General features: G+C 42.7%; 16 protein-coding genes. 6 read left to right on the forward strand and 10 right to left on the reverse strand.

Annotation, left to right across the window (positions count from 1 at the left end; genetic code table 11):
• Window positions 1–51 precede the first annotated feature (51 nt).
• Complete coding sequence (locus B5Y40_RS18300) at window positions 52–762, reverse strand: L,D-transpeptidase family protein (protein ID WP_159453732.1); 711 nt, start codon at window positions 760–762, stop codon at window positions 52–54.
• Between the two features lie 170 nt (window positions 763–932).
• Between B5Y40_RS18300 and B5Y40_RS18305 the strand changes: the two genes are divergently transcribed.
• On the forward strand, window positions 933–1,748 hold the full coding sequence (locus B5Y40_RS18305) for a sensor histidine kinase (RefSeq protein ID WP_079688236.1): 816 nt from the start codon (window positions 933–935) through the stop codon (window positions 1,746–1,748).
• Here B5Y40_RS18305 and B5Y40_RS18310 read toward each other — a convergent pair.
• Both B5Y40_RS18310 and B5Y40_RS18315 read right to left on the reverse strand, forming a co-directional pair.
• Window positions 1,740–2,372 carry a response regulator transcription factor gene (locus B5Y40_RS18310; RefSeq protein ID WP_079688237.1) on the reverse strand — a complete coding sequence of 211 codons (633 nt, stop codon included), beginning with the start codon at window positions 2,370–2,372 and terminating at the stop codon, window positions 1,740–1,742. The genes B5Y40_RS18305 and B5Y40_RS18310 overlap by 9 nt on opposite strands.
• Window positions 2,373–2,584: 212 nt before the next feature.
• Window positions 2,585–3,721 (reverse strand): mechanosensitive ion channel family protein, encoded by a 1,137-nt coding sequence (locus B5Y40_RS18315; RefSeq protein WP_245840619.1) that lies wholly within the window; start codon window positions 3,719–3,721, stop codon window positions 2,585–2,587.
• Between the two features lie 151 nt (window positions 3,722–3,872).
• On the opposite strand from B5Y40_RS18315, the gene B5Y40_RS18320 reads away from it, so the two are divergent.
• The 5 genes from B5Y40_RS18320 to B5Y40_RS18340 all read left to right on the forward strand — a co-directional run bounded on the left by B5Y40_RS18320 (window position 3,873) and on the right by B5Y40_RS18340 (window position 16,804).
• The gene (locus B5Y40_RS18320) at window positions 3,873–9,467 is read left to right on the forward strand and encodes an alpha-2-macroglobulin family protein (RefSeq protein ID WP_079688239.1); all 5,595 of its coding nucleotides are present in this window, start codon (window positions 3,873–3,875) and stop codon (window positions 9,465–9,467) included.
• A gap of 570 nt (window positions 9,468–10,037) precedes the next feature.
• Window positions 10,038–10,418, forward strand: a complete 381-nt coding sequence (locus tag B5Y40_RS18325; RefSeq protein WP_079688240.1) for a GxxExxY protein — start codon at window positions 10,038–10,040, stop codon at window positions 10,416–10,418.
• Window positions 10,419–10,496: 78 nt separating this feature from the next.
• Window positions 10,497–12,971 (forward strand): zinc-dependent metalloprotease, encoded by a 2,475-nt coding sequence (locus tag B5Y40_RS18330; RefSeq protein ID WP_079688241.1) that lies wholly within the window; start codon window positions 10,497–10,499, stop codon window positions 12,969–12,971.
• 136 nt (window positions 12,972–13,107) lie between these two features.
• The gene (pbpC, locus tag B5Y40_RS18335) at window positions 13,108–15,483 is read left to right on the forward strand and encodes a penicillin-binding protein 1C (RefSeq protein WP_079688242.1); all 2,376 of its coding nucleotides are present in this window, start codon (window positions 13,108–13,110) and stop codon (window positions 15,481–15,483) included.
• A gap of 82 nt (window positions 15,484–15,565) precedes the next feature.
• Window positions 15,566–16,804, forward strand: coding sequence for an OmpA family protein (locus tag B5Y40_RS18340; protein ID WP_079688243.1), 1,239 nt, complete (start codon window positions 15,566–15,568; stop codon window positions 16,802–16,804).
• Between the two features lie 73 nt (window positions 16,805–16,877).
• On the opposite strand, the gene B5Y40_RS18345 is transcribed toward B5Y40_RS18340, so the two are convergent.
• From B5Y40_RS18345 to B5Y40_RS18375, 7 genes are all read right to left on the reverse strand, one after another.
• Window positions 16,878–18,251: a pyridoxal-phosphate dependent enzyme gene (locus tag B5Y40_RS18345; protein ID WP_079688244.1), complete on the reverse strand. Its 1,374-nt coding sequence runs from the start codon at window positions 18,249–18,251 to the stop codon at window positions 16,878–16,880.
• 135 nt (window positions 18,252–18,386) lie between these two features.
• Window positions 18,387–19,187: a GNAT family N-acetyltransferase gene (locus tag B5Y40_RS18350; protein WP_079688245.1), complete on the reverse strand. Its 801-nt coding sequence runs from the start codon at window positions 19,185–19,187 to the stop codon at window positions 18,387–18,389.
• 11 nt (window positions 19,188–19,198) lie between these two features.
• On the reverse strand, window positions 19,199–20,122 hold the full coding sequence (locus B5Y40_RS18355; protein ID WP_079688246.1) for an aspartate carbamoyltransferase catalytic subunit: 924 nt from the start codon (window positions 20,120–20,122) through the stop codon (window positions 19,199–19,201).
• A gap of 5 nt (window positions 20,123–20,127) precedes the next feature.
• Window positions 20,128–20,670 carry a bifunctional pyr operon transcriptional regulator/uracil phosphoribosyltransferase PyrR gene (gene pyrR / locus B5Y40_RS18360; protein ID WP_079688247.1) on the reverse strand — a complete coding sequence of 181 codons (543 nt, stop codon included), beginning with the start codon at window positions 20,668–20,670 and terminating at the stop codon, window positions 20,128–20,130.
• A gap of 113 nt (window positions 20,671–20,783) precedes the next feature.
• On the reverse strand, window positions 20,784–22,328 hold the full coding sequence (locus B5Y40_RS18365) for a hypothetical protein (protein WP_143785808.1): 1,545 nt from the start codon (window positions 22,326–22,328) through the stop codon (window positions 20,784–20,786).
• On the reverse strand, window positions 22,267–23,904 hold the full coding sequence (locus B5Y40_RS18370) for a hypothetical protein (RefSeq protein ID WP_143785809.1): 1,638 nt from the start codon (window positions 23,902–23,904) through the stop codon (window positions 22,267–22,269). Before B5Y40_RS18370 ends, B5Y40_RS18365 begins: the two co-directional genes overlap by 62 nt.
• On the reverse strand, window positions 23,901–24,305 hold the full coding sequence (locus B5Y40_RS18375) for an EVE domain-containing protein (RefSeq protein ID WP_079688250.1): 405 nt from the start codon (window positions 24,303–24,305) through the stop codon (window positions 23,901–23,903). Before B5Y40_RS18375 ends, B5Y40_RS18370 begins: the two co-directional genes overlap by 4 nt.
• Window positions 24,306–24,463: the final 158 nt, after the last annotated feature.

The raw sequence follows: 24,463 nt of genomic DNA on the forward strand, positions 1-24,463 counted from the left end.
CACGGTCATGCTATATCTATAGTATGACCGTATTTTTTTTATGATACTATTCTAAAGATAATATTCACCACGTGCATTGACATGCACGGTGTTAATCTTCCTGGTCTTCTCGAAATCAAGATAAACCTTTTGCAGGTTGCTCCAGAAAGTCAGCAATGCAGGAGCACTGCTAAACTCATGCGTTAACTGAGTATATCCTGCGGCATCAAGTCTGGCCGGAAAAATGTGAACTGGTATACCGATCTGCCCGTTGTTTTTGGCTTCTACAGCAAGTATATAGAGCTCTTTGATTTTGTCATCGGTAACTGGAATACATCCGACAGTAACACAATTGCCGTGAATATAAATAGATCCGCCAGGGCGTTTTGCATCGCTTAATATTTTATCAGAGGCATTCGGATAATTTATACCAAGTGATAAATGAAAATTGCTTAGTGGATTAAAATGATTGATTTGGTATACGCCTTCCGGAATCTGCAAGTCACCTTCTTTCCGTTTCGGTCCTAAAATCCCCGATGAAGCACAAAAATCGTACGTGTTGAGAAGCGTATATTCTGATTTTGTTTTCTCCCGGATCCATACTTCCAGTTTTCTTTCTTTTTTAAAAGTGCGTATAAAAATATGAGCTCCGGTAATATTCAGATGCTGCCGGTTGAAGTACTGTTTAACGGTTTCTTCCTTTTCGTCATAAGCATTTTTTACCCGTTCAAATTTTTGTTGTTGTTGCTTAAATGAGCCAGTTTGAACTAAAATTGTGGCCATAATGAAAAGCAGGTTCATTCTTCTGAATGTTTGAATAATCATTTAAATTACAAATGTTTTAGAAAGATAAAAGCAGGCATTTTGGGCGAGATAGGATAGTGCCTCGAAAAGTTAAGGTTGAATGTTCTATACAGATATATCTGAAATCAACGACTAATAAGGTTAGCAATATGATTGCGATTTACATTTTAGTGGCGTTAGCCAGTTCAATTGTAACGGCTTTGGTTTTTTATTGGCTTGACAAAAGAAAGGAAACAAGACGTGCCGCTCAAGTTAATGACCCCACCGTTGAACATATACCATGGTCGCGTGTGAATGAATTTATTGAGCACGACCGCCAAAGAATTTCCAGTGACTTGCATGATGACCTTGGAACAGTACTGAGTCTTATACACCTCGACCTTGATCTGGTGATGCGTGAAGCAGACTCACTCCCCCCGCACATTGAGGCGAAGCTTATTGTGGTAAAGCGCAATCTCAATCGCACGATAGAAAGCATTCGCAATATCATCTGGAATCTTTCGCCCGATTTTATAGAGGGCATGAGTTTAAATTTTGCCATTCGCGAATTGTGTCATAAACTCGATGCGCTCAAAGGAACGCACATGCATTTTGTGCAGAGCGGTAACCCGGTGCCCATCAATCAGCGACAGAAGTTAAATTTATTCAGGATGGTGCAGGAATTGTTTTCCAATGCGATCAAACATTCTAACGCCTGGAATATATCTGTACACTTGCATTGGGATGAAGAGTTGCTTACGATAACCGTTGAAGACGATGGCTCCGACTACAGACGGAAAGAGAATGAAGAGAAAACTTCGGGCATGGGAACGATCAACCTTGCAAAACGCGCCAAGAGTATAGGAGCAACTTTCCGCAGAGAGCCTATAGCACCAAGAGGTCTTCGCGTAATTATTGAATTCAATCCTCGGCAAAAAGATAATGCAGATAAATTTCCAGTAATGCCTTTGAGTGCGTCAGCCTAGCACTCCGTTTTTATAGGCGTATGATATCAACTCCGCTACATTGCTGGTCTGCGTTTTACGAAGCATGTCTTCGCGATAGCTGTTGATTGTATTTTCTTTCAACGATAAACGTTCTGCAATTTCCTTACTTGATTTCCCTAACTTCAGGTACATCAGGATATCTGCTTCACGCTTACTGAAGCGAACCGATGGCGCATTGGAAACCTTCTCTTCTTTAAGTATAGAAGGGTGTATCATAGTCGTGATATACTGTTGGCCTGCCAGTACAGTCTCCACTGCTTTTTTTATTTCCTGCGATTCACTATTCTTCAAAAGAAAACCATGTACACCAGCTTGCACCAGGTGTGTGATCATAGCCTCTCCGTTGTATTGCGTAAGAATAATAATACGTGTATCAGGATGGTCTAGCATAACCTGCTTTGCCACCTCCATGCCATTCATACCCGGCATACCAATATCCAGTAAAAGCAGATCGAATCGATGATGACGCATCTGATCGAATGCTTCAACACCACTACTCGCCTGGCGTACTTTAGCATTTGGATATAGTTTATTTAATACGAGAGTTAGTCCTTCGCGAAAAAGCGCTTGATCGTCAACGGTAAGGATGGATAACGGCTTCATGAATAGATTTATTTTGAAAAGCTTTCCTCCAATATTCCTCAAAAATAAGATGAAATTGACACCGGATTTTTAAGGTTTGCTGTAAAATATTTTTACAGTACAAAGGTAAATAAATTCCAACACAAGGAATTATATAATTTATAGCTGCGGGAACGGTATCATTTTTTCAAGAGAATTAGCGATGTTGTGATATATAGTTATTGTATCGGTAATTATTCTGCCTTCTCCTCTGAATCTGTTATTTTCTTCTCTGTATCCGTTTTGTCTTGTATATCTTCTTTCTTCGGATTCTCTGCCGGAGGTGGAGGCGGTGCAAGCGAAACGTGAAATCCGGTTACAAAGTAAATTTCCTTTTTTAGCAGCTCTTCGTAGATTTTCAAATTTATATTCTGTTGAATATCCATGAACTTATTAAAATCCGGATTCAACACAAAATATACTACTTCAAAACGCAAACTCCAGTCACCATACGTTGCAAAATGAGCACGATCAAATCGTGTAAGCTCTTGCTGCTCCACCACCGTTTTTATAATACCCGGAACCATCGCTATTTTTTCAAGTGGTGTGCGGTAATCTATATTTAGGGTAAACACAATTCTTCGATCGGACAGTCGCTTATAGTTATGGATGCGCGCACCTGTAAGGTTCGCGTTACCGATCACAACTTGTTCACCAGAAAGACTTCGGAGGCGTGTTGTTTTCAACCCGATGTATTCGATCGATCCCATCTTATCATCCACTACAATGAAATCACCAACTTCAAACGGCCGGTCAAAAAATATTACAAAGTAGTTGAATAAATCGCCCAGTATATTTTGTGCCGCCAACGCAACGGCAACACCTCCTATACCAAGTCCCGTAATGATAGTCGTTACATTATATCCCAGGTTGTCAATCAGAAATACAATCCCCAGAATCCAGATCACCAAATTGACAAGCAGCATAACACCCGCCAGTTGCTTTATCTTCTCTTCACCGTTCTCTTGCCTCCGTATATAGTTTTGAAGCAGCATTAATATAGTCGAAGAGAGGAGTCTCAACACAAAGAATGTAATAACAACCGCTGTAGCAATGCGAAGTACCTGTTGTGTTTTGACGGAAAGCTCCAGGTAATTTAATCCGGCATAAATAATGAAATAATACATGGCCGGAATCCCAAAGCGTTCAATGCTTTCCACAATGAAATTGTCGCCTGTGTTCGAAGTTTTCTCCGATAGTTTCTTTAGCTGCTTTAGGATGGATCCTTTAAATAGGCGCAATAATGCAAGTCCGAAAACGATAATGGAAGCGGCAATGATGTACTCCAGAACGGTGTTGTTAAAATATTCCTTCTCAAGAATTTCATTCATAATCCACGTGTAAACCCTTACGTTGTAAAAACAGATGCCAACCCGTTACGCGTAAAAATTTAAAAGGATATTTTTCATAAAGTAAATGCAGTTTTTTGCTTACCGTTCTCCAAAAAATCTCAATCTTTAGGGCTCTAACCTGACTCTCAACATGAACAGTTTGCCCTGGAAAAAAATTGCCATCGGAGCGGTGGCCGTTACCATCGTTATTGCCGGAATATTCTATTACACAACCAGTAAAGGAACCAAGCCAGCACCCAGTTACATCAACCCTGCCTTCGGAGAATATATAACCTCCTATAGCGCAGGCGTGTTGCCGTCCGGCACAACCGTGCGCATCATCTTAGCAAAAGATGCCGTTGACTCTGCTATGATCGGACAGGAAAGTTCAGTGAAATTATTTTCGCTGAGTCCATCGGTAAGTGGTAAAACTGTTTGGTTAGATAGACGTACCGTTGAATTCAAACCGGAAGCCCGTCTTGTTTCTGGTCAGATATATGAGGTGAAGTTCGATCTCTCAAAATTGCTTGAGGTTCCCGATGAACTGCGCACCTTCGAATATACCTTCCAGGTAATCCCACAAAATTTTGAAGTGTCAGTTGATAACATCAAGCCCTATATAAAGACGGAATTGAAACGTCAGAAAATTGAAGGGACACTTTCGACAGCCGATTTTGCTGAGAGCACTTCCGTGGAACAAATGCTGCTGCCGGAACAAGAAGGAAAAAGCCTGAAGGTTTCCTGGACGCATAACCCTGATGGTAAACAACATGCTTTCATTGTTGAAGATGTAACGCGAAAAGAGCAAGCCAGTAAAGTAAAGCTTGCCGTAACCGGTAATCCTTTAGGCGTTAACCGGAATGAAGATGAAGAAGTAGAGATTCCTTCGCTGAGCGATTTTAAATTGATGAATGCGAAAGTCGTTCAGAATCCAAATCAATATGTAGTGCTTCAGTTTTCAGATCCTCTGAAAGAGAAGCAAACACTGGAAGGCCTCATTACTATAGCGGACTTAAACGATCTTGATTTTGATATACATGATAATGAGATCTGGGTATATCCTCCGGTAAGGCAAACAGGATCGAAGACAGTACGCATTGATGCCGGTATACGAAATATACTCGACTATAAAATGAAAGCTGCCACTACTGCCGAAATTGTTTTTGAGCAGCTGGCGCCTTCTGTACGCTTTACAGGTAAAGGTTCTATACTTCCAAGCACCGATGGACTTGTGCTTCCATTCGAAGCGGTTAACCTCAATGCTGTAGACGTTACGATTGTAAAGATTTTTGAAAATAACATTCTTCAATTCTTCCAGGTGAACAACCTTGAAGGAAACCAGGAGTTACGAAGAGTTGGAAAAAAAGTACTGACCAAAACAATCCAGCTTGATAATGCCGGTGTTACTGATCTTGGTAAATGGAATCGCTTTACACTTGACCTTTCTAAATTGATCAATACCGAACCCGGTGCTATATACCAGGTGAAGATGAGTTTTAAGAAAGCGTACTCAACCTATAACTGCGATGGTGAAGAAGACACCGGTGAAGAAAGCGAAGGACAATTCGATGAGTATGAAAGTGATTATGGCTATGATTATGATGGCGGGTATTACGAGTCGTACGATGAGTATTATTACGAAGGAGATTATGATTGGGAGGAACGCGATAATCCGTGCCACTCATCTTACTATACGTCGAGTCGCGCGATCAAGCGTAATGTTCTCGCTTCCGATTTAGGACTTACTGCCAAAAGTGGTGACGATGGTAATACATTGATTTTTATTAACGACCTGAAAACAACTCAACCTATGTCCGGTGTGCAAGTGGAGTTGTATGACTTTCAGCAACAGCTTATCGGTACAGCCACAACGGATTCAGAAGGTAAAGCAGGTATAAGTTCTAAAGAGCAACCCTTTGCTATTATAGCTAAGAATGGTTTGCAACGAGGCTATCTTAAAGTAACAAATGGAGATGCACTTTCCGTGAGCAACTTCGATGTATCCGGCGAAGTAGTGCAGCGTGGTATAAAAGGATTCCTGTATGGCGACCGTGGCGTGTGGCGCCCAGGGGACTCGTTGTATCTTACATTTATACTCGAAGACAAGAATAAATTATTGCCGCCATCGCACCCGGTAGTATTTGAGATGTCTAATCCACAAGGACAAATGGTAAACCGATTGGTGCGATCATCTTCTGAAAATGGGTTCTATAAATTTGCTACCGCGACCAGTGCCGATGCCCCTACCGGAAATTGGACAGGCCGCATAAAAGTTGGTGGCACTGAATTCACGCAGACCTTGAAGATCGAAACTGTAAAGCCAAATCGCTTAAAGATAAACCTGGACTTTGGGACTGATAAATTCACGTCATCGAACGTAACAGGTAAGCTGGATGTGAAATGGCTCCACGGAGCTCCAGGCCGAAACCTCAAGGCAGAATTTGAAATGCTATTGGTAAAGGTGCCGACAGAGTTCCCTAAGTATCCGGAGTATATATTTGAAGATCCGGCCCGCGAGTTCTATAGTGAAGCAACACCTGTATTTGAGGGGCTCACGGACGATGAAGGAAAGGCTACCGTGAATGTAAGTCTTGAATCGAGCTATGCAGCTCCCGGATTTTTGAATGCCATCTTCCGCGGAAAAGTATTTGAAGAGAGCGGTAATTTCAGCATCGACCGGTTTAATGTACCATACTCACCGTACGATAGCTATGTAGGAGTGAAAGTTCCGGAGGGCGAACAATATAGTGGTATACTATATTTCGACAAACCACATCAGATAGATTTCGTAACACTCGACCCTGCCGGGAATCCTATATCACGCAACGACATCGAGATCAGCATGTATAAACTTGGCTGGCGCTGGTGGTGGGATAACTCCGAGGAGAATCTCGCGAACTACGTGGAAGATTCATACTCCAAACTCATCAAGAGCGGTAAAACAAAGACGGTAAATGGAAAAGGTAACTGGACCTTTGAAATGAAAACCGGTGAGCACGAATACGGAAGATATTTTGTGAGAGCCTGCGACCCCGTCTCAGGTCACTGTACCGGGCAAATTATATATATCGATGAGCCTGGCTGGTATAGCCGTAACCGTGGTGACGATTCCAAAGGTGGAGCAACTATGCTTTCGTTTACAACGGATAAAACATCTTATAATATAGGAGAGAAGGTAAGTGTTACAATCCCGAGCGGAGCTGAGGGTGGCCGCGCCCTGGTAAGTATCGAGAATGGAAGTAAAGTATTGAAAACGTATTGGGTAGAGACACAACAAGGTGAAACGAAATTCAACTTTGATGTATCCAGCGAAATGGCGCCCAATGTATATATACATGTAGCGTTGCTGCAGCCTCACGCGCAAACGATCAACGATTTACCGATTCGCCTGTATGGTGTTTCATCCATCCGGGTAGAAGATCCGAATACACATCTTGAACCGATCATCTCCATGCCCGATGTATTGGAGCCTGGTCAGGAAGTCACAATTAAAATTTCGGAGAAGTCCAAACGAAAAATGACATATACCATTGCCGTTGTTGACGAAGGCTTACTGGACATTACCCGGTTTAAAACGCCCGATGCATGGAATCGTTTTTATGCACGCGAAGCGCTGGGGGTTCATACCTGGGATATGTATGATGATGTAATGGGAGCGTTTGGTGCTCGCATTGAACGATTGCTGGCCGTAGGTGGTGATGCCGAAGGTGCTGCAAAAGAAGATGATGTACGCGCAAATCGTTTTAAACCAGTAGTAAAATTCTTCGGTCCATTTACACTGGATGGAAGTTCGGATTCACATACGTTCATCATGCCTCAATATATAGGCTCGGTGAAAACGATGGTCGTTGCCGGATATGAAGGTGCATATGGAAAAGCTGAAAAGGCAGTGCCGGTACGTAAGCCATTAATGGTACTCGCTACTTTACCACGTGTTCTCGGACCTGAAGAAACACTGAAACTTCCGATCACATTATTTACACAGGAAAAAAGTATCAAGAATGTAAAGATCGATGTAAAGGTATCAGGCCCGGTTACCATTACAGGTGGAGCAAGTAAATCTATAACAATGCCGGCAAGTGGTGATATCACTGTTGATTTTGATGTTGCTGTAAAATCAGAAGCTGGTATAGCAAAGGTTGAAGTAACAGCAAGCTCTGGTAAATTCACTTCGACTGATGTTATAGAGATCGAAGTACGGAATCCAAATCTTCCGGTAACGAAAGTAACGGAGTCGCTACTGGACGCAGGTAAGACATGGGCAGCAGACGCTATACCGTTTGGTATTGCCGGAACGAACACCGCTATACTAGAGGTGTCCAATATGCCTCCGATTAATCTCGGCTCACGATTACGTTATCTCATTCAGTATCCACACGGTTGTATCGAGCAAACTACATCCTCGGTATTACCACAGCTATACCTTGACCAGGTAAAAGTCCTCACGGAGATCGAACAGAAAAATGTACAGCGAAATATTACTGCGGGCATTGAACGTCTCAAGTCATTCATACAACGCGATGGAGGATTCGGGTATTGGCCGGGTGCCGAAAGTTCGGATCCCTGGGGAACAACCTATGCCGGGCACTTCCTCATCGAGGCTGAGGCGAAAGGATACTACGTTCCGGTAGATATGCTGAAGCGCTGGAAGAAGTATCAGAAAAATAAAGCATTGGAATGGAGACGTAATGACGTATACTATAACAGTGATCTGGTCCAGGCCTATCGCTTATATACACTTGCACTTGCCGGCTCCCCTGAAATAGGTGCGATGAACCGTCTGCGTGAGCAGGGCAACTTAACACCGACAGCGGCCTGGATGCTTGCCGCTTCCTATGCGAAGGCCGGACAACCGGAAGCTGCTAAAAAACTGGTGGCAAGTCTCTCTACGAAAGTTAAACCATACCGTGAGCTGAGCTATAGCTATGGATCGGATGTGCGCGATAAAGCATTGATCCTCGAAACACTTGTATTGCTGAATGATAAAACGAAAGCTTTTGAATTGTTGAAAGAGATTTCCAAATACCTCAGCGATTATGGTTATTGGATGAGTACACAAGAGACAGCATTCTGCCTGAAAGCTATAGGTTCATTTGCAGGTCTTGAAAAACGTGGCGACCTTAAATTCTCCTATACATTAAATGGTAAAACGATTAATGCCAGTACAGAGCTTCCGATTGCTCAGGTACAGATTCCGATTACAGGATTGAAGAAGGCAGGTATAAAAATCGTGAATGAAAGCACCGGTATGTTATTCACGCGATTAATACAAGAAGGCACACCAGCTCGTGGACAAGAGGAGGATGCGCAAAGTAATTTAACCTTGAGTGTTCGCTATACCGATGCTGACGGAAAAGAAATTGATCCTGCTAAGCTTGAGCAAGGAACAGAGTTTCTCGCAGAGGTAACTGTAGTACATGCGGGCACACGCTCGTCTTATGAAAATCTTGCTTTAGGACAAGTCTTCCCTTCGGGATGGGAGATTAACAACCTGCGTTTACAAGGTGATGAAGAGTTTATTAAGTCATCTGCGTTTGATTATCAGGATATTCGTGATGATCGGGTATATACATACTTTACATTATATACCAACGAACGCAGAACCTTCCGCGTAATGTTGACGGCAAGTTATGCCGGTACATATTATCGGCCAGCCGTGAGCTGCGAAGCGATGTATGATAAAAGTATATATGCCCGTAAAAAAGGACAAACTGTAGAAGTTGTGAAAGCTTCATCGGTTCAGTAGTTCCCATTTGTCTGCGTCAATCTGTGAGCTAGCGGGAAAAAATCTCCCGCAGATTTCACAGATTAACGCAGACTTTATTTTTCATTTGATCTATAGTCTAGATGCTTTTTTGCATTATCTGCGCCCATTTGCGAGTTCAGCGGGAAAATATCTCCCGCAGATTTCGCAGATTAACGCAGACTTTATTTTTCATTTGATCTATAGCGTAGATGTATTTTGCATGTGTCTGCGTCAACCTGTGAGCTAGCGGGAAAAAATCTCCCGCAGATTTCACAGATTAACGCAGACTTTATTTTTCGTTTGATCTATAGCGTAGATGTATTTTGCATTATCTGCGTCAATCTGCGAGTTCAGCGGGAAAAAATCTCCCGCAGATTTCACAGATCAGCGCAGACTTTATTTTTCGTTTGATCTATAGTCTAGATGCTTTTTTGCATTATCTGCGCCCATTTGCGAGTTCAGCGGGAAACAAAACCACTCGAGTTCTGCCGGAGACATCAGGAGAAAATCGCGGTATAGTTTAATTGCAATTTTTAGCATTGCTTTGCTCCTATACTTAATACCCGTTGTATGACAGAAAATGATATATCTTTCAAGATAAGAGGCGCTATCTTTAAAGTCTATAGAAATCTTGGCCCAGGCTTACTCGAGTCTGTTTACGAAGCAGTTCTTGCATATGAGTTAAAGCAACTTGGTTTACAGGTTAAAACCCAGGTGCCACTTCCCGTGCTATATGAAAATATTCACCTAGACATAGGCTTCCGCGTAGACATTCTCGTAAACGATAGCGTAATTATAGAGATAAAATCGATTGAAGCACTCCACGAAGTACACCATAAACAAGTCTTGACCTACCTCAGATTATCAGAGAGAAAATTAGGCTTGCTGGTAAATTTTAACACCGATAACATAAGCCGGTGTATAATTAGAAAGGTAAATGGCCTTTTATGATCTGATTATAACCATTCGCGAAATTATATATTGTCCCTATCTATAGGTTTTGTAGTTTAACCAGTAAACCTAAATCGCATGCGGAAAATATTTATACTTCTACTGCTTGCTTTGCCTATAATTGTTATAGGGCAAAGAAAAAAAGATAAAGATCAACCTGTTCCACCGTCAACCAACTCTTCAATTGAATCGAAAGTAAACGGCTTAAAAAAATATCCCGGCTATATTGAATTCTACTATGATGAAGGTGAGGACAAGATATGGCTGTTGATTGACAAGCTTAATAATGAATTCCTATATATAGAATCGCTGACAGCCGGTGTAGGCTCCAATGATATAGGGTTGGATCGAAATCAACTCGGACGTGAGCGGGTTGTACGGTTTGAGCGAAGAGGTTCAAAAGTGTTGATGATCGAACCGAACACTTTCTACAGAGCGATCAGTAATAACGCGTTGGAACGGAAAGCTGTGAGAGAATCTTTTGCTGAATCTGTTCTATGGGGATTTACAATAGCAGCCGAAGACAACGGAAAGGTATTGGTAGACGCAACTGATTTCTTTTTACAAGATGTTCATGATGTAATTGGAACACTGCGCTCGACACAACAAGGCAATTATAGTCTTGATAAATCCAGAAGCGCTTTCTATCCGGAGCGCATTCGTAACTTTCCTCTTAATGCTGAGTTTGAAGTAACACTTACCTTCACAGGACAACCTTCCGGAAGCTATATCCGCAGTGTAGCGCCAACACCGGGTAGTGTTACTATACGCGAACATTTTTCATTTGTTCAGTTACCGGATAACAACTACAAGCCTCGGAAGTTTGATCCACGTGCTGGCTATTTTACCACATCTTATTATGACTACGCTACACCGATCAGTGAGCCAATCGAAAAAAGATTTATAAACCGTCATCGTCTCGAAAAGAAGGATCCCTCAGCAACTCTGAGTGAAGCAGTGGAACCAATTATATACTATATGGATCCCGGTGCGCCTGAACCTATACGTTCAGCGTTGATAGACGGAGCGAAATGGTGGAACCAGGCATTTGAAGCAGCGGGGTATAAAGATGCATTTCGTGTAGAGCTACTGCCCGAGGATGCCGACCCGATGGACGTTCGGTATAACGTTATCAACTGGGTTCATCGATCAACACGTGGCTGGTCGTATGGTGCCTCCGTTACAGACCCACGTACCGGTGAGATTATTAAAGGACACGTTACACTTGGATCATTGCGTGTGCGTCAGGATTTTCTGATCGCGGAAGGATTGCTTGCACCGTATGAAGAAGGGAAGCCGGTAAATAAAGCTATGGAAGAAATGGCACTGGCGCGTTTACGACAGTTAGCGGCACATGAGATTGGACATACACTTGGACTTGCACATGCCTATACTTCCAGTACGGAGAATCTGGCTTCGGTAATGGACTATCCTCATCCGGCTACGAGTATAGTAAATGGAAAGATAGATTTGTCGAATGCGTATGATGCAAAAATCGGTGCGTTCGATAAAGTATCGATCACCTATGGCTACCAGGATTTTGCTGAGGGCATAGATGAAGATAAAGCGCTCGATGCTATCATTCAGAATTCTCTTAAAGCAGGCCTTACGTTTTTATCAGATCAGGATGCCCGTCCTTTGGGAGGCGCTCATCCCTATGCACACTTGTGGGACAACGGTGCTGATGCTACCGATGAATTGAACCACGTACTACAAGTTCGATCTATAGCCTTGAAGAATTTTGGCGAACGAAATATTAAGCCACAGACACCTATGGCTACGCTGGAGGAAGTATTGGTTCCTATATATTTCTTTCATCGCTACCAGGTTGAATCTGTAGTAAAAGTAATTGGTGGTATAAATTACCGTTATGCGCTTAGGGGTGATGGCCAACCGGTAGCAGATTTACTTCCGCCACTGCAACAGACAAAAGCGTTGGATGCATTATTAAAAACGGTTGAACCTATATCGCTGATGCTTCCTGAAAATTTACTCAAGAGTATACCTCCGCGCCCCATCGGTTATCAGCGACATCGTGAGTTGACAAATGGAAAGACCGGGTTGACGTTCGATCCGTTGGCATTGGCGGAGACCGCTGCTGATATGACCTATAGCTTAATGTTACACCCGGCACGTGCAAACAGGTTGGTGGAGCATCATGCACGTGATATAAATCAACCCAGTCTGGAAAGCGTTCTCGATAAAATGATAGCACGTTCATTTAAACTTACCCCGCAGCCAGGCTATGAAGGCGCTGTGCTGATGAGTATAGATGGGGCGCTATTCTCGAATTTGGCAAAGCTGGCATCTTCAAAAGATGCATCGTTGTCAACACGTGCTATAACTTCGTTGAAGCTTGATCAATTGAAAGCGTGGCTCAAACAAAAAGGTCCGCTAACGGCAAACGAAGAATGGAAAGCATTCTATAGCTATACCGCTTCGCTTATTGAAAAATTGCAAAGTAATCCCGAAGAGTTTAGAGCTGATTATCCTTTGGACGCGCCTCCCGGCATGCCCATCGGAACCCTTGATATGGACTTCTGCGGAAATTAACAGTCCAATATATTATTTGCGAAATCTGCATGTACCTGAAAGTATTTCCGGGGCATGCAGATTTTAATAAATAAATCCCTTCAAAAAATCCTCGGTATAGAGACGCTACCACCTGCTTTTTTAATTTTGTACCTGCATGTCGAGGAAGATAAAGATCAGGACAGGGTTGGCTTTGCTCGTTATCGGGTTAACAGTATATTATTTTTCATTACCCTCTCGTCTCTTTGCCGATCCATATTCTACTGTACTCGAAGCATCCAATGGTGAATTGCTCAGTGCGGCCATTGCCCGCGATGGACAATGGCGATTCCCGATCGTTGATTCTGTGCCTGATAAATTTGCAGAGGCAATCATCACGTATGAAGACAAGCGTTTTCGGGATCATCCCGGAGTCGATATACTTTCATTGGGGCGTGCATTCAGACAAAATATAGCAGCCAGAAGTATAGTGAGCGGGGGCAGTACACTCAGCATGCAGGTCATCCGTCTTTCCCGTAAGGGTGAATCAAGAACTGTCCTCGAGAAAATTATTGAAATTATACTCGCCACACGATTAGAACTGCGCTATAGCAAAGATGAAATTCTGGCCCTATACGCTTCGCATGCTCCGTTCGGAGGTAATGTAGTAGGCATTGAAGCCGCGTGCTGGCGATACTTTGGCCGGGATGCAAGAGAGCTATCCTGGGGAGAGGCAAGTTTGCTGGCTGTGTTACCTAACGCTCCGTCATTAATCCACCCTGGAAAAAACAGAAACCTGTTGAAGGCAAAGCGTGATAAGCTGTTGGATAAATTACAAGCTATAGGGAAGATCGATACGTTCACCTGCGCACTTTCGAAAGAAGAACCGATACCAGATGAACCTCAAACCTTACCACGTGCTGCAAAGCATTTGTTGGTTCGCATGCAAGCGGAAGGTCATGCTGAAAAGAAAATACAGTCAACGCTTAATTATAGTCTGCAACTACGTATTGAGCAAATTCTGAATGATCATCATCAACGTTTGACGGGAAATAAAATACATCATGCCGCTGCGATAGTGGCAGATGTTAAAACCGGAAATGTAGTCGCCTATATCGGTAACGTATCCAATGGTACAAATTATAGAGGCGATGATGTTGACGTAATCACAGCACCCAGAAGTACGGGAAGCATTCTAAAACCATTTCTATATGCGGCGATGCTGGAAGAAGGTAAGATGCTGCCCAAAACATTGCTGCCTGATGTCCCAATTTTTATCAACGGTTTCGCGCCAAAGAATTTCTCAAAAGATTACGATGGTGCCGTGCCTGCTGATAAAGCTTTGATTCGTTCGCTAAATATACCCGCGGTACATATGTTGCGGGAATATCGATATGAGAAATTTCATTCACTGCTGAAATCAGTAGGAATGACAACACTTCGTTATCCTCCGGATCATTATGGATTGTCGTTGATTCTGGGAGGAGGCGAAGGCACACTGTGGGATATAGCCGGTATGTATGCTTCCATGGCGCGCACATTGAATAATTACTTTGAACATCCCGGGAAGAATCGGTATAACCGATGTGATTTTCATCCACTACAGTATACAAGGGCTACAGCCGACTCTGCCCAAACTATAGCAAAAGGTATAGATCTCGAAACGTCATCCTATATGAGTGCTGCTTCGATCTATCAGACGTTTGATGCTTTGAAAGAATTATACCGGCCAGGTGAGGAATCAGGCTGGCGTTATTTCAACAGTGCAAAGAAAATAGCCTGGAAGACCGGGACAAGTTTTGGCTTTCGCGATGGATGGGCGGTAGGTGTTACTCCGGATTACGTGGTAGGTATATGGGTTGGCAATGCGGATGGAGAAGGTCGCCCGGGACTTACCGGCACCGATGCCGCTGCTCCTATACTGTTTGATATATTCTCGCAGCTACCCGGACAAAAGTGGTTTCAGTTGCCGAAAATGGAAATGGAGAAAATTACGGTGTGTGCCCGAAGCGGTTATCGCAACAGTGCGCTATGTGATGAAATCGATACGGTACTCGTTACAAAAAACGGACTGCAAAGCATAGCCTGCCCGTTGCACCGGAAAATCCATCTCTCTCCAGATAGGAAATATAGGGTGCATAGTGCCTGTAGCCCTATAGATCAAATGGCATCGGTCAACTGGTTCGTACTGCCACCGGTACAAGAGTATTACTACAAGCCAAAGAATATATCCTATCGCACATTGCCTCCGTTTCGAAAAGATTGCCAGTCGTCTTTTAATTTGGTTGCGATGGACTTAATATACCCTAAACCCAATGCCCGCATTTTTATACCACGCGATCTGGATGGTAAAATGGGGAATGCTGTTTTCGAACTTGCGCATCGCAATAGCAGCATAACGGTATATTGGCACCTTGACGGTATATATATAGGGACCACCAAAAAGAACCATCACCTCATTGTAAACCCTGAGCAAGGCACGCACACGCTTACCGTTATGGACGAAAACGGAGAAATTCTGGAACAGAATTTTGAAGTTTTATCAAAAATGTAAGGTCTTGATAAGTAGCGTCTTAATTGCTTTTTGTTAAATCTTTGCTAAATTCGTATCAAGAACCTAAAAAAACCAGTGTGTCATGAAGACCCTTAGATTTTTTGCACTGGTAGGCATTTTTTCTGTGTTATACACAATGCAGCCTACCGCAGCCTCACGCCCGGATCAAGTCGAACTGGACGAGTTTCAAAACTATGTCGTTATAGGAGCTTTCAAGTACTATAGAAATGCAGTACGTTTCAGCGATCATGCACATGCTTTGAGTCTCAACGCGAAATACGAGAAGAACTCTGTTCGTAATCTATACTATGTATATGTTTTAGGAACGAATGATCGGAACGTAGCCATAGAAGAAGCGAAAAGACTTCGGGCTGAATCTGAGTTTACCGACACCTGGGTATATAGTGGTTCTTTCAATAAAGAAAATAATGTATCAGGTACAACAGCGGTAGCATCTGCAGACATTAATCCGGTAACAGATCAAAAAATTGAAACGGTCTCAACGAAAGATCAACCTGCCGAAACAGCCCCGAGTGTAGAAACCACAACGCCACCCGCACAAGAAACTCCTGTTGAAACATCGACTGCTAAGTCGGCTGAACTCGATAATGGTGTTGCAGGGAAAAACTTTCTTTTCAAACTATATCGTGCTGTCGACAACAACGCCGTAGAGGGTGATGTTGATGCGATTGATGTTGACCGTACCCGGAAAATGGGAAGCTATAAAGGCAATGCACCGGTAAAGGTTGCCGATCCGCTGAGTAAAACCGATAGCGTTTTACTGGTATGCGAAGTTTTTGGGTATAGGAAAGTCCAGCGGCAAATTAATTACAACTCGCCACAGGGTGAAGGTATCGAAGTAAATGGTGAAGGTGAAGTAGTCGTGCCGTTTGAATTAATGCGACTCAAGAAAGGCGATATAGCCGTTATGTATAATGTATACTTCTATAAGGATGCTGCCATTATGCGCCCGGAATCCCGGTATGAAGTGACCAGTTTGCTGAACATGTTAAACGAAAACACCAAGTATAAAATTCGGATTCACGGCCATACCAACGGTGGGGCTAGTGGAAAAATTATTTCCAGACCGAAAGACAGTGAAGACTTCTTCTCGTTAACCGGTGCTCAGGAGGGAATTGGAACCGCTAAAAAGTTATCCGAAGAGCGTGGACAAATTATCTTCGATTACCTGGTGAAGAATGGTATAGATCCTTCACGGATGCAAATAAAAGCATGGGGAGGTAAACGTCCGATTCACGATAAAAACAGCAGTCGCGCGCAGGAAAACGTGCGGGTCGAAATTGAGATACTCGAAGAGTAGAACAATGGTTTATAGGTTATCCGTTATAACGTAGTTTTTCAATTGACGATTTACGGATAACCTATAGCAACAACTAACCATTTGTTATAGCCTGCAATACATCATGCTGCGTAATGATGTGTACTTTCTCATTATCATCTCTTACAAGAACAGCTTTATTATCTTTATTCAATAGCGATGATAGAACATCCAATGTACTATCTGGAGCAACGAAGAGCATTGGCTTGTCCATCACTTCGCCCACTTGCTTGGATTGTAGTTGTGGATCCTGAATGATTTTTTCCAGCAGGCTGGCTGCACTGACACTTCCTACAAACTGGTTATTTTCGGTTACCGGTATTTGATCTATACCTTGCTTATTCATCACCGTGATGGCTTCGCTTACGCGGGATGATTTACCAACAGTAATTAAATTCTCCTTCCCATTGCGTGCAACAATGATGTCACGCGCAGAACCAAAGGAACGTGCTTCGGTGAAACCATGATCTTTCATCCACTGGTCGTTATATACTTTGGCCAGGTAACGCGTGCCATGATCAGGTAGAAGAATTACCATGATGTCATCTTTTTTAAGATGCTCACGCGCATACTCCAGAGCGCCATGTAATGCTGAACCGCTGGACCATCCTACAAATAAACCTTCCTCGCGCGAAAGTCTGCGGGCGGCAACAGCACCATCTTTATCCGTTACCTTAATGAAAGTATCAATCACATCGAAGTTAACATTCTTTGGAAGTATATCTTCACCGAAACCTTCGGTGAGGTAAGGGTATATTTCGTTCTCATCAAATATACCAGTCTCTTTATACTTCTTGAAAACAGATCCGTATGTATCTATACCTACGGTAACCAGCGCAGGATTTTGTTCTTTCAAATACTTGGCCGTACCACACATCGAACCGCCTGTACCTACCGTTGCAACATAGTGCGTGATTTTGCCTTCTGTCTGTTTCCAGATTTCGGGGCCGGTCGTTTCATAATGCGCAGCCGCGTTGGAAGGGTTGTCGTATTGATTCGGATATATGGAATTCGGAATTTCTTTATTCAGCTTGCGCGCTACAGAATAATATGAACGTGGATCATCGGGTTCAACATTGGTAGGACATACAATAACTTCTGCACCCACTGCCCTTAGAATATTTATTTTTTCCTGCGACTGTTTATCAGCCATGGTAAAGATGCAACGATAGCCCTTCGCGATAGCAGCCAGAGCAAGTCCCATCCCGGTGTTACCGGAAGTTCCTTCAATGATAGTTCCCCCTGGTTTCAGAAGGCCAGCCTTCTCGGCATCCTCTACCATTTTAATGGCCATGCGGTCTTTGGTAGAGTTACCCGGATTGAAGTATTCCACCTTTGCCAGAACGGTTCCTTGTATACCTTTGGTAACTTTATTAAGTCTTATCATTGGTGTGTTACCAATGGTTTCTATAATTGAATTGTAGATCATTCGAGCGTATTTTAAAGTGATCAAAATTACAAAAAAAAGACTTGGGATAAGGCCTTAGACATGTAGATACTTGACACCGAAAGAGACCTGTGGATTGATTTACGCTATGCTGCTATAGCTTCATCGGAGTGTTGTTCATCCAAGATTTCCGCCAATCCTGCTATAGATTTTAGCAGGTTGCCACGTTAAAGGTTTGCCCAAATACATTCTGCTGCTTTTCATGTATTCTTTGAACCCGAGGTCTGTGAGCAATTGCGTTGCATGGATATTGATTTCAGGGAAAGCTGCTTTTGTTATTCCGGTCGCGTGCTTGAATTGTATCAGGCTGGCGGCAGCTTTTTCATTCCGCGCGATGATCGGGCCTTCCTGTAAAGTAGGTATATAATATCCTTGAATTGTATTTTGATCGACAACGATTCTGGTCTCATTCAGATGAGGAATAATAAGCTTCGAACGATCTTCTCCGGAAATTTCGTAATCAAATTTTAGTAACTCATTTTTAAAGTTGGCCTGATAGAGAAGTACAGCAGGAATGTCTTCAAGTATAATTTCTTCATCACGCTTGACGAATATATAACTCAACTCTTTTTTAAAACCATGCTTTTGATAAACCGGTTCGCCTAAAGCGGTTGCCAGTAATAGGATGGTCTGTACTCCAGGTTTGCCAGCTGCATGAATGAGTGCCTGCGTGATGATTGAGCCTATACCTTTATTTCTATACTCTTTGTGTACAATGATGTGTGCTAACCAGGCTGTATGCTGATGTATAATCGTTACGCCAACACCTGCTATAATACCGCGTTCACTATATTTTACAGGAAAGCAAAAATCCGAATGAAGGTAAAATTCAAATACAGGCGTTAGCGGATTCCATTCTTCCGGTTGGAGATCACGAAGCTGAGGAAGATCCTGTTCGATGAAAGCTTCAATCGGCATGAAGGTTATATTTATGATCTGGCGGCCAGTAAATATAGCACAGCCATACGCACGGCTACACCATTCTCAACCTGGTCGAGAATAATGGAATGCTGTGAGTCAGCGGCATCACTGCTTAATTCTACACCGCGGTTGATAGGGCCCGGGTGCATGATCACGATTTGTTTCTTTAAACTATCCAGCAATTTTTTAGTGATGCCGTAGTATAAAGAATACTCACGAAGCGAAGGAAAATATTTTATCTGCTGACGTTCAAGCTGAATGCGAAGTACATTGGCAACATCGCACCATTGGAGCGCTTTGCGCACATCAAACTCCACTTCAACACCGAGCTGTCCTATAAATTTTGGAAGTAGTGTTGGCGGTCCGCATACCATCACTTTTGCGCCTAACTTTTGCAGGGCGAAAATATTGGAGAGCGCAACGCGCGAATGAAGTATATCTCCAATGATGGCTATCTTTTTCCCGGCAACGGATCCTAGTTTTTCACGAATAGAGAATGCGTCCAGTAGGGCCTGCGTTGGATGCTCATGTGTACCGTCACCCGCATTTACAATGTTGGCTTTGATGTGCTTGGCAAGGTAGTGAGGAGCTCCCGGGCTTGCATGACGCATTACGATCATATCAACCTTCATGGCCAATATGTTATTCACAGTATCGAGTAGCGTTTCGCCTTTCTTTACCGAACTATTGGACGCAGAAAAATTAATCGTATCGGCAGAAAGTCTTTTCTGCGCAAGCTCAAAGGATAGTCTGGTACGGGTCGAGTTCTCAAAGAATACATTCGCAATGGTGACATCCCGTAAGGAGGGCACCTTTTTTACCGGCCGGTTGATAACTTCTTTAAAATTATCAGCGGTTTCAAAAATAAGTTCTATGTCTTCTGAAGTGAGGTCCTTAATACCGAGCAGGTGTTTTTGACTGAGTTTCGACATAGTCCTTAATCCTTATTGATCAACCAGATTTTATTTTGTTTATGACCTTGTGCTTCGAGCTCTACCAGTACGCGCTGGGAGGTTAATGTATTCACCGACTTGCCAACGTAATCTGCAGCAATGGGAAGTTCTCGGGTATATTTCCGATCGATAAGAACAAGTAATTCAACTTTTTTAGGACGGCCGAAAGTGATCATTGTATCCATCGCGGCACGAATGGTGCGTCCGGTGAAAAGAACATCGTCAACCAGCACAACACTTTTTCCTTCAATAGCGAATTCAATTTTTGTCTCGCTGGCCTTTGCAGGAATTTCCCGTCTGCGAAAATCATCGCGGTGAAAAGTAGCATCGAGATATCCGAAGGGGATATCTTTTTTGGTAAGCTTCTCAAGTTTTTTGTGGATGATCTCGGCAACGAAAATGCCGCGAGACTGCATGCCGATGATTACGGTTTCTGAAAAATCTCCGTGATTCTCAATTAATTCCTGGCAAAGACGACTAATCGTTATATCGAGGAGGTCCGTGTCAAGTATTAACTTCTTCTGCATAATGCTGGGCAAATATACAGCTTTAGCGTTTACGTGTTTATGAAGCTTCGTTGAAAAAATGTGAAGAATGAAAGTTTTTAAAAATGCCAGTTCAAAAACAGCGGGAGAGTTATTTATTCGTAACTCAATTTGTTGATAAAAAATACCCTGCGTTTACCCGCCACAGGATTCGTGACCTCCTGCACACCAAAAGCATAGAAATAATCTTTATACCAGTAATCGAGTTTGCTCACATCGGTATTTTCTTTTTTAATCACTTCATTTTCAAGGGTTGTCTTAATTGGCTCAGATGATTTGCCTTCCAGCACCTGGTCGCCTTTAATAATTTTGGTGCGCAGTTCATTATCAAAAAGATAGAGCAATGCAATCTTATCTTCATGCACCTCCAGTTTTACAAACTGTTCGAGCGTAAAAGTTTTTACATCGTTTATTTCAAAGCTGTTGTCCCACCGGATGTTGCCATCATTATCAAAGCCGATTACTACTGCATGGGTATAATAATAGCCATCGAAAATGCGCCCGTTACGGATATAGGCTCCCTGCGAAAATCCCGGACTAAAAAAACCATTGTAGCTCCGACTATCCACCGATGTATACTTCGGATAAAATGCTTCCCCCAGCAATACATATTGATTGTTATACGGTACCAACTCATGTACCATGAAACGGTAATTGAAGCGTGCTCTTTTACCTTTAATCCGCTTTCGTTCTATTCGTGCTTTGATCCGTTGCTCACGTTTGGCCTTCATATACTTGAAAAAATTCTGCAAGTCAGCAAAGTAGTAGTAGCGCATCCGTTGTAAGCCGGCAGGGTCGACAGTAGCGATAAAGAGGCCACGAGCATATTCTGAATTTCGCGTTCCGAAAACACCGGCAACCACCTGCATGTTCTCATGTGTTTTTAATGACCGCGCAAAAATCAGATGCTTGTTATCTTCAGACTCTAATGCATAGTTGGTGATGAGATCAGCATTCGCATCATAGTTTTTTATCCAGATAGTTTTTTGTCCTTTATACCCGCGGCCGCTGATGAGTACATCGAAGCTTCCATCCGGATATGTTTTTATTTGTGTAAGCTCTCCGGATTCATTTAGCAACCCGGGTAGTATGCGTGATTTTTGTGTGCCGAATGAAAAGAATATAACAACCGGCACGCGATTATAGTATCCACCGATCAACGCGCCATTTTGTGTGATCTGAAATTCTGAAGGAGAAAAAGGAATAAAGTTTTTAACCATGTGACGCACAAAGTTTCCCGACTCCTGGTCGATCGAAATAAGCTCCAGATCATTTTTGGAGAAATCCATATAGCGGAGCAACAGGTATAGCTTTTGTTTTTCCGTCCGCTTGCCTACAAGTATAAATTTCTTGTTGATGGCTAGGTAGCCGTGCCATGATTCATGAAAGGAAGTATCGAGTTTAGCAATCTCGAGTTGGTCATCCGGAAAACCACCCAGACGTCTTAATAAGAAAAGACCATACTGATCTGCAGGAATAATTTCAAACTTGGTGTCGTTCCTCGAGAATGGAATTTCAAATCGGGCTGATTGTACAACCTGGCCGCTACTGGCCAGGCTCGTAAGAAGAAGGAGATGACTAATGAACCACCACTTTGTTAATATAGAAGACATCGCGCACGCGATCTTCTTTTGTAACATTGCGAATGGTTTGATAGCCCCACACATAGAACGTGTTATTATACCATTGTTTTACACCACCTTCATAATCCTTCTCTGATCGGATATCATCAACAGGATCATTCGTTTTTATTTTCTCCGTTGCTTCGACAACGGAATCTTCTGGCAGAACAACAGACTTGATTTTTAGTTCGGATTCTTTTTTATACAACATCGTAAGTTTCGATCCGCTAATACAGAAGTCGGACGCTTGCTCAACCGATGCCATTTTTACCTCATCTAATTTAATACTTTGATCCCATATTACTTTGCCTTTCGCATCAAAGGCTACAATAACAGTTTCATTGGTTTTTATTTCATCTGCGCTTTTTGAGTTGTTGCCATACGGCTGATAAGGCCGGTACATCCTGCTCATGCCCGGATAATAATAGCCAGGGTAGTATGGATTGAATCCATAGCCGCCATAGGAATATGGATTGTAATAATATGGACTGCTATAGTATGGATTGAGATTACTGGATGGTGAGTAAACTTCTGCCAGCAGCAAGTATCCTTCTTTATACTCTGTTACTTTAAATGGCATAACATAGTTTATGAAGTTGGGGATCTCTCCTCTTTCGGAAGCGAGTCGCGATTGCTCTTTGATTTTTTCTGCACGCTTCGGATTCAGGTAATCAACGTAATGCCGGAGCTTGCCGAAATCAACGCGAAGTATTTTCTGATCACCAAACGGATCAACAGGCAAAGCAAAAAAACCAGTGGACTGCTTGGAATTCTTTTCGCCCCACGTGCCGAGTACCATAAGTTCTTCGCGTTCCAGCGTGCTGGTAATACCGGCTTGCAGTGTAATGTTTTCTTCGATCGGAACTTTGTCTTCCAGCAGAAGCTCACCACCTGTTGTATAGGTTCGGAAGATTACATCGCGTTCACCTTTCGAACCGCGATCCACCAATACTATATTAAACGTTTGGTTCTGATTGGTACGCAAGTCTACCAACTCAGTGTCTTTTTGAAACAAGCCCGATACAACTTTGATCAGCCCGCTGGAAAGTTCATACAGGAATACAGCGGGTTCATTATTTACATATCCACCGAATACAAAACTATCACCGGCTTTGCTGAAATGTGTAAGCTTGAAATCGAGATCAGGTTTTATTGAATAACGATTCGTTTCTTCGCCAGGAAGTTTTATACGTATAAGTTCGAAATCATTTTTATTTGTCTCGCCCGTACGGTATAAAAGGAAAAGCGCTCCCGGTGCTACTTCGTAGCCAATCATTTTATAGCGCTCTTTAATTTCAAGCTCAACTACTTTTTTTTCCTGGAGTGTAGTGTCCAGTAAAAGTAATTCCCATATCCGGTTGTTGCCTTTATACTTGTCGCGTTCGCGGAACAATGCCAGCCCTTCTTCTTTGAGAGAGATGACATGATAGTAATCGTCAGAATTTTTTTGCTCTCGCTCGAATCGATGTGGCTGAAGGGTTTGGCCACACAGATCATTCACAACAAGTAGCATTATACTTATCACGAAACATACCGGAATGATGCCGGAGATGCTATACTTTGAATCTGAAACCTTGCCCTTTGTCATCATCATTTTCCCTCGCTTAAGGCTATCACCATATCAAACTCTTCTTTCTTTACAGGCTGCACGGAAAGTCTTGATACTCTTACCAGCGCCATATCGGTTAAACGCTTATCGGACTTTATTTGTGCGAGGGTAATAGGAGTTTTTAATTTTTTGTCAGGTGAAATATCCACCACAGACCACTCGTTGTCGGTAGGATCCGGATAATGTTCTTTTACGATTTTTGCTATACCAACGATCGCCTTGCCTTCATTACTGTGATAAAAAAAAGCAAGGTCGCCTTTCTTCATCGCCTTCAAATTGTTACGTGCCTGGTAATTTCGTACACCTTCCCAAACCGTTTTTTTGTCACGCACCAGATCATCCCATGAGTAGACATCCGGTTCAGATTTCATAAGCCAATAATTCATATCAGTCGTCAAGTTGATTTCTAAATTTACAAGAAACACGTTAACAACAATTCATAAGCGTTTAATTTTTCTTTCCCCTCCAACCTTTGCCCTATACAACGGTGTCAATGATGATGTAAAAGATTAAGATCATTCAATGGCGTTGACTGATCTTATAC

The sequence above is a fragment of the Ohtaekwangia koreensis genome (genome assembly GCF_900167975.1).
Lineage (GTDB): Bacteria > Bacteroidota > Bacteroidia > Cytophagales > Cyclobacteriaceae > Ohtaekwangia > Ohtaekwangia koreensis.

Bases quoted from the DNA above. Each gene is read 5' to 3' on its own strand.
- B5Y40_RS18300 (WP_159453732.1), bottom strand. From the start codon at position 762: ATGGCCACAATTTTAGTTCAAACTGGCTCATTTAAGCAACAACAACAA.
- B5Y40_RS18305 (WP_079688236.1), top strand. From the start codon at position 933: ATGATTGCGATTTACATTTTAGTGGCGTTAGCCAGTTCAATTGTAACG.
- B5Y40_RS18310 (WP_079688237.1), bottom strand. From the start codon at position 2,372: ATGAAGCCGTTATCCATCCTTACCGTTGACGATCAAGCGCTTTTTCGC.
- B5Y40_RS18315 (WP_245840619.1), bottom strand. From the start codon at position 3,721: ATGAATGAAATTCTTGAGAAGGAATATTTTAACAACACCGTTCTGGAG.
- B5Y40_RS18320 (WP_079688239.1), top strand. From the start codon at position 3,873: ATGAACAGTTTGCCCTGGAAAAAAATTGCCATCGGAGCGGTGGCCGTT.
- B5Y40_RS18325 (WP_079688240.1), top strand. From the start codon at position 10,038: ATGACAGAAAATGATATATCTTTCAAGATAAGAGGCGCTATCTTTAAA.
- B5Y40_RS18330 (WP_079688241.1), top strand. From the start codon at position 10,497: ATGCGGAAAATATTTATACTTCTACTGCTTGCTTTGCCTATAATTGTT.
- pbpC (WP_079688242.1), top strand. From the start codon at position 13,108: ATGTCGAGGAAGATAAAGATCAGGACAGGGTTGGCTTTGCTCGTTATC.
- B5Y40_RS18340 (WP_079688243.1), top strand. From the start codon at position 15,566: ATGAAGACCCTTAGATTTTTTGCACTGGTAGGCATTTTTTCTGTGTTA.
- B5Y40_RS18345 (WP_079688244.1), bottom strand. From the start codon at position 18,251: ATGATCTACAATTCAATTATAGAAACCATTGGTAACACACCAATGATA.
- B5Y40_RS18350 (WP_079688245.1), bottom strand. From the start codon at position 19,187: ATGCCGATTGAAGCTTTCATCGAACAGGATCTTCCTCAGCTTCGTGAT.
- B5Y40_RS18355 (WP_079688246.1), bottom strand. From the start codon at position 20,122: ATGTCGAAACTCAGTCAAAAACACCTGCTCGGTATTAAGGACCTCACT.
- pyrR (WP_079688247.1), bottom strand. From the start codon at position 20,670: ATGCAGAAGAAGTTAATACTTGACACGGACCTCCTCGATATAACGATT.
- B5Y40_RS18365 (WP_143785808.1), bottom strand. From the start codon at position 22,328: ATGTTACAAAAGAAGATCGCGTGCGCGATGTCTTCTATATTAACAAAG.
- B5Y40_RS18370 (WP_143785809.1), bottom strand. From the start codon at position 23,904: ATGATGATGACAAAGGGCAAGGTTTCAGATTCAAAGTATAGCATCTCC.
- B5Y40_RS18375 (WP_079688250.1), bottom strand. From the start codon at position 24,305: ATGAATTATTGGCTTATGAAATCTGAACCGGATGTCTACTCATGGGAT.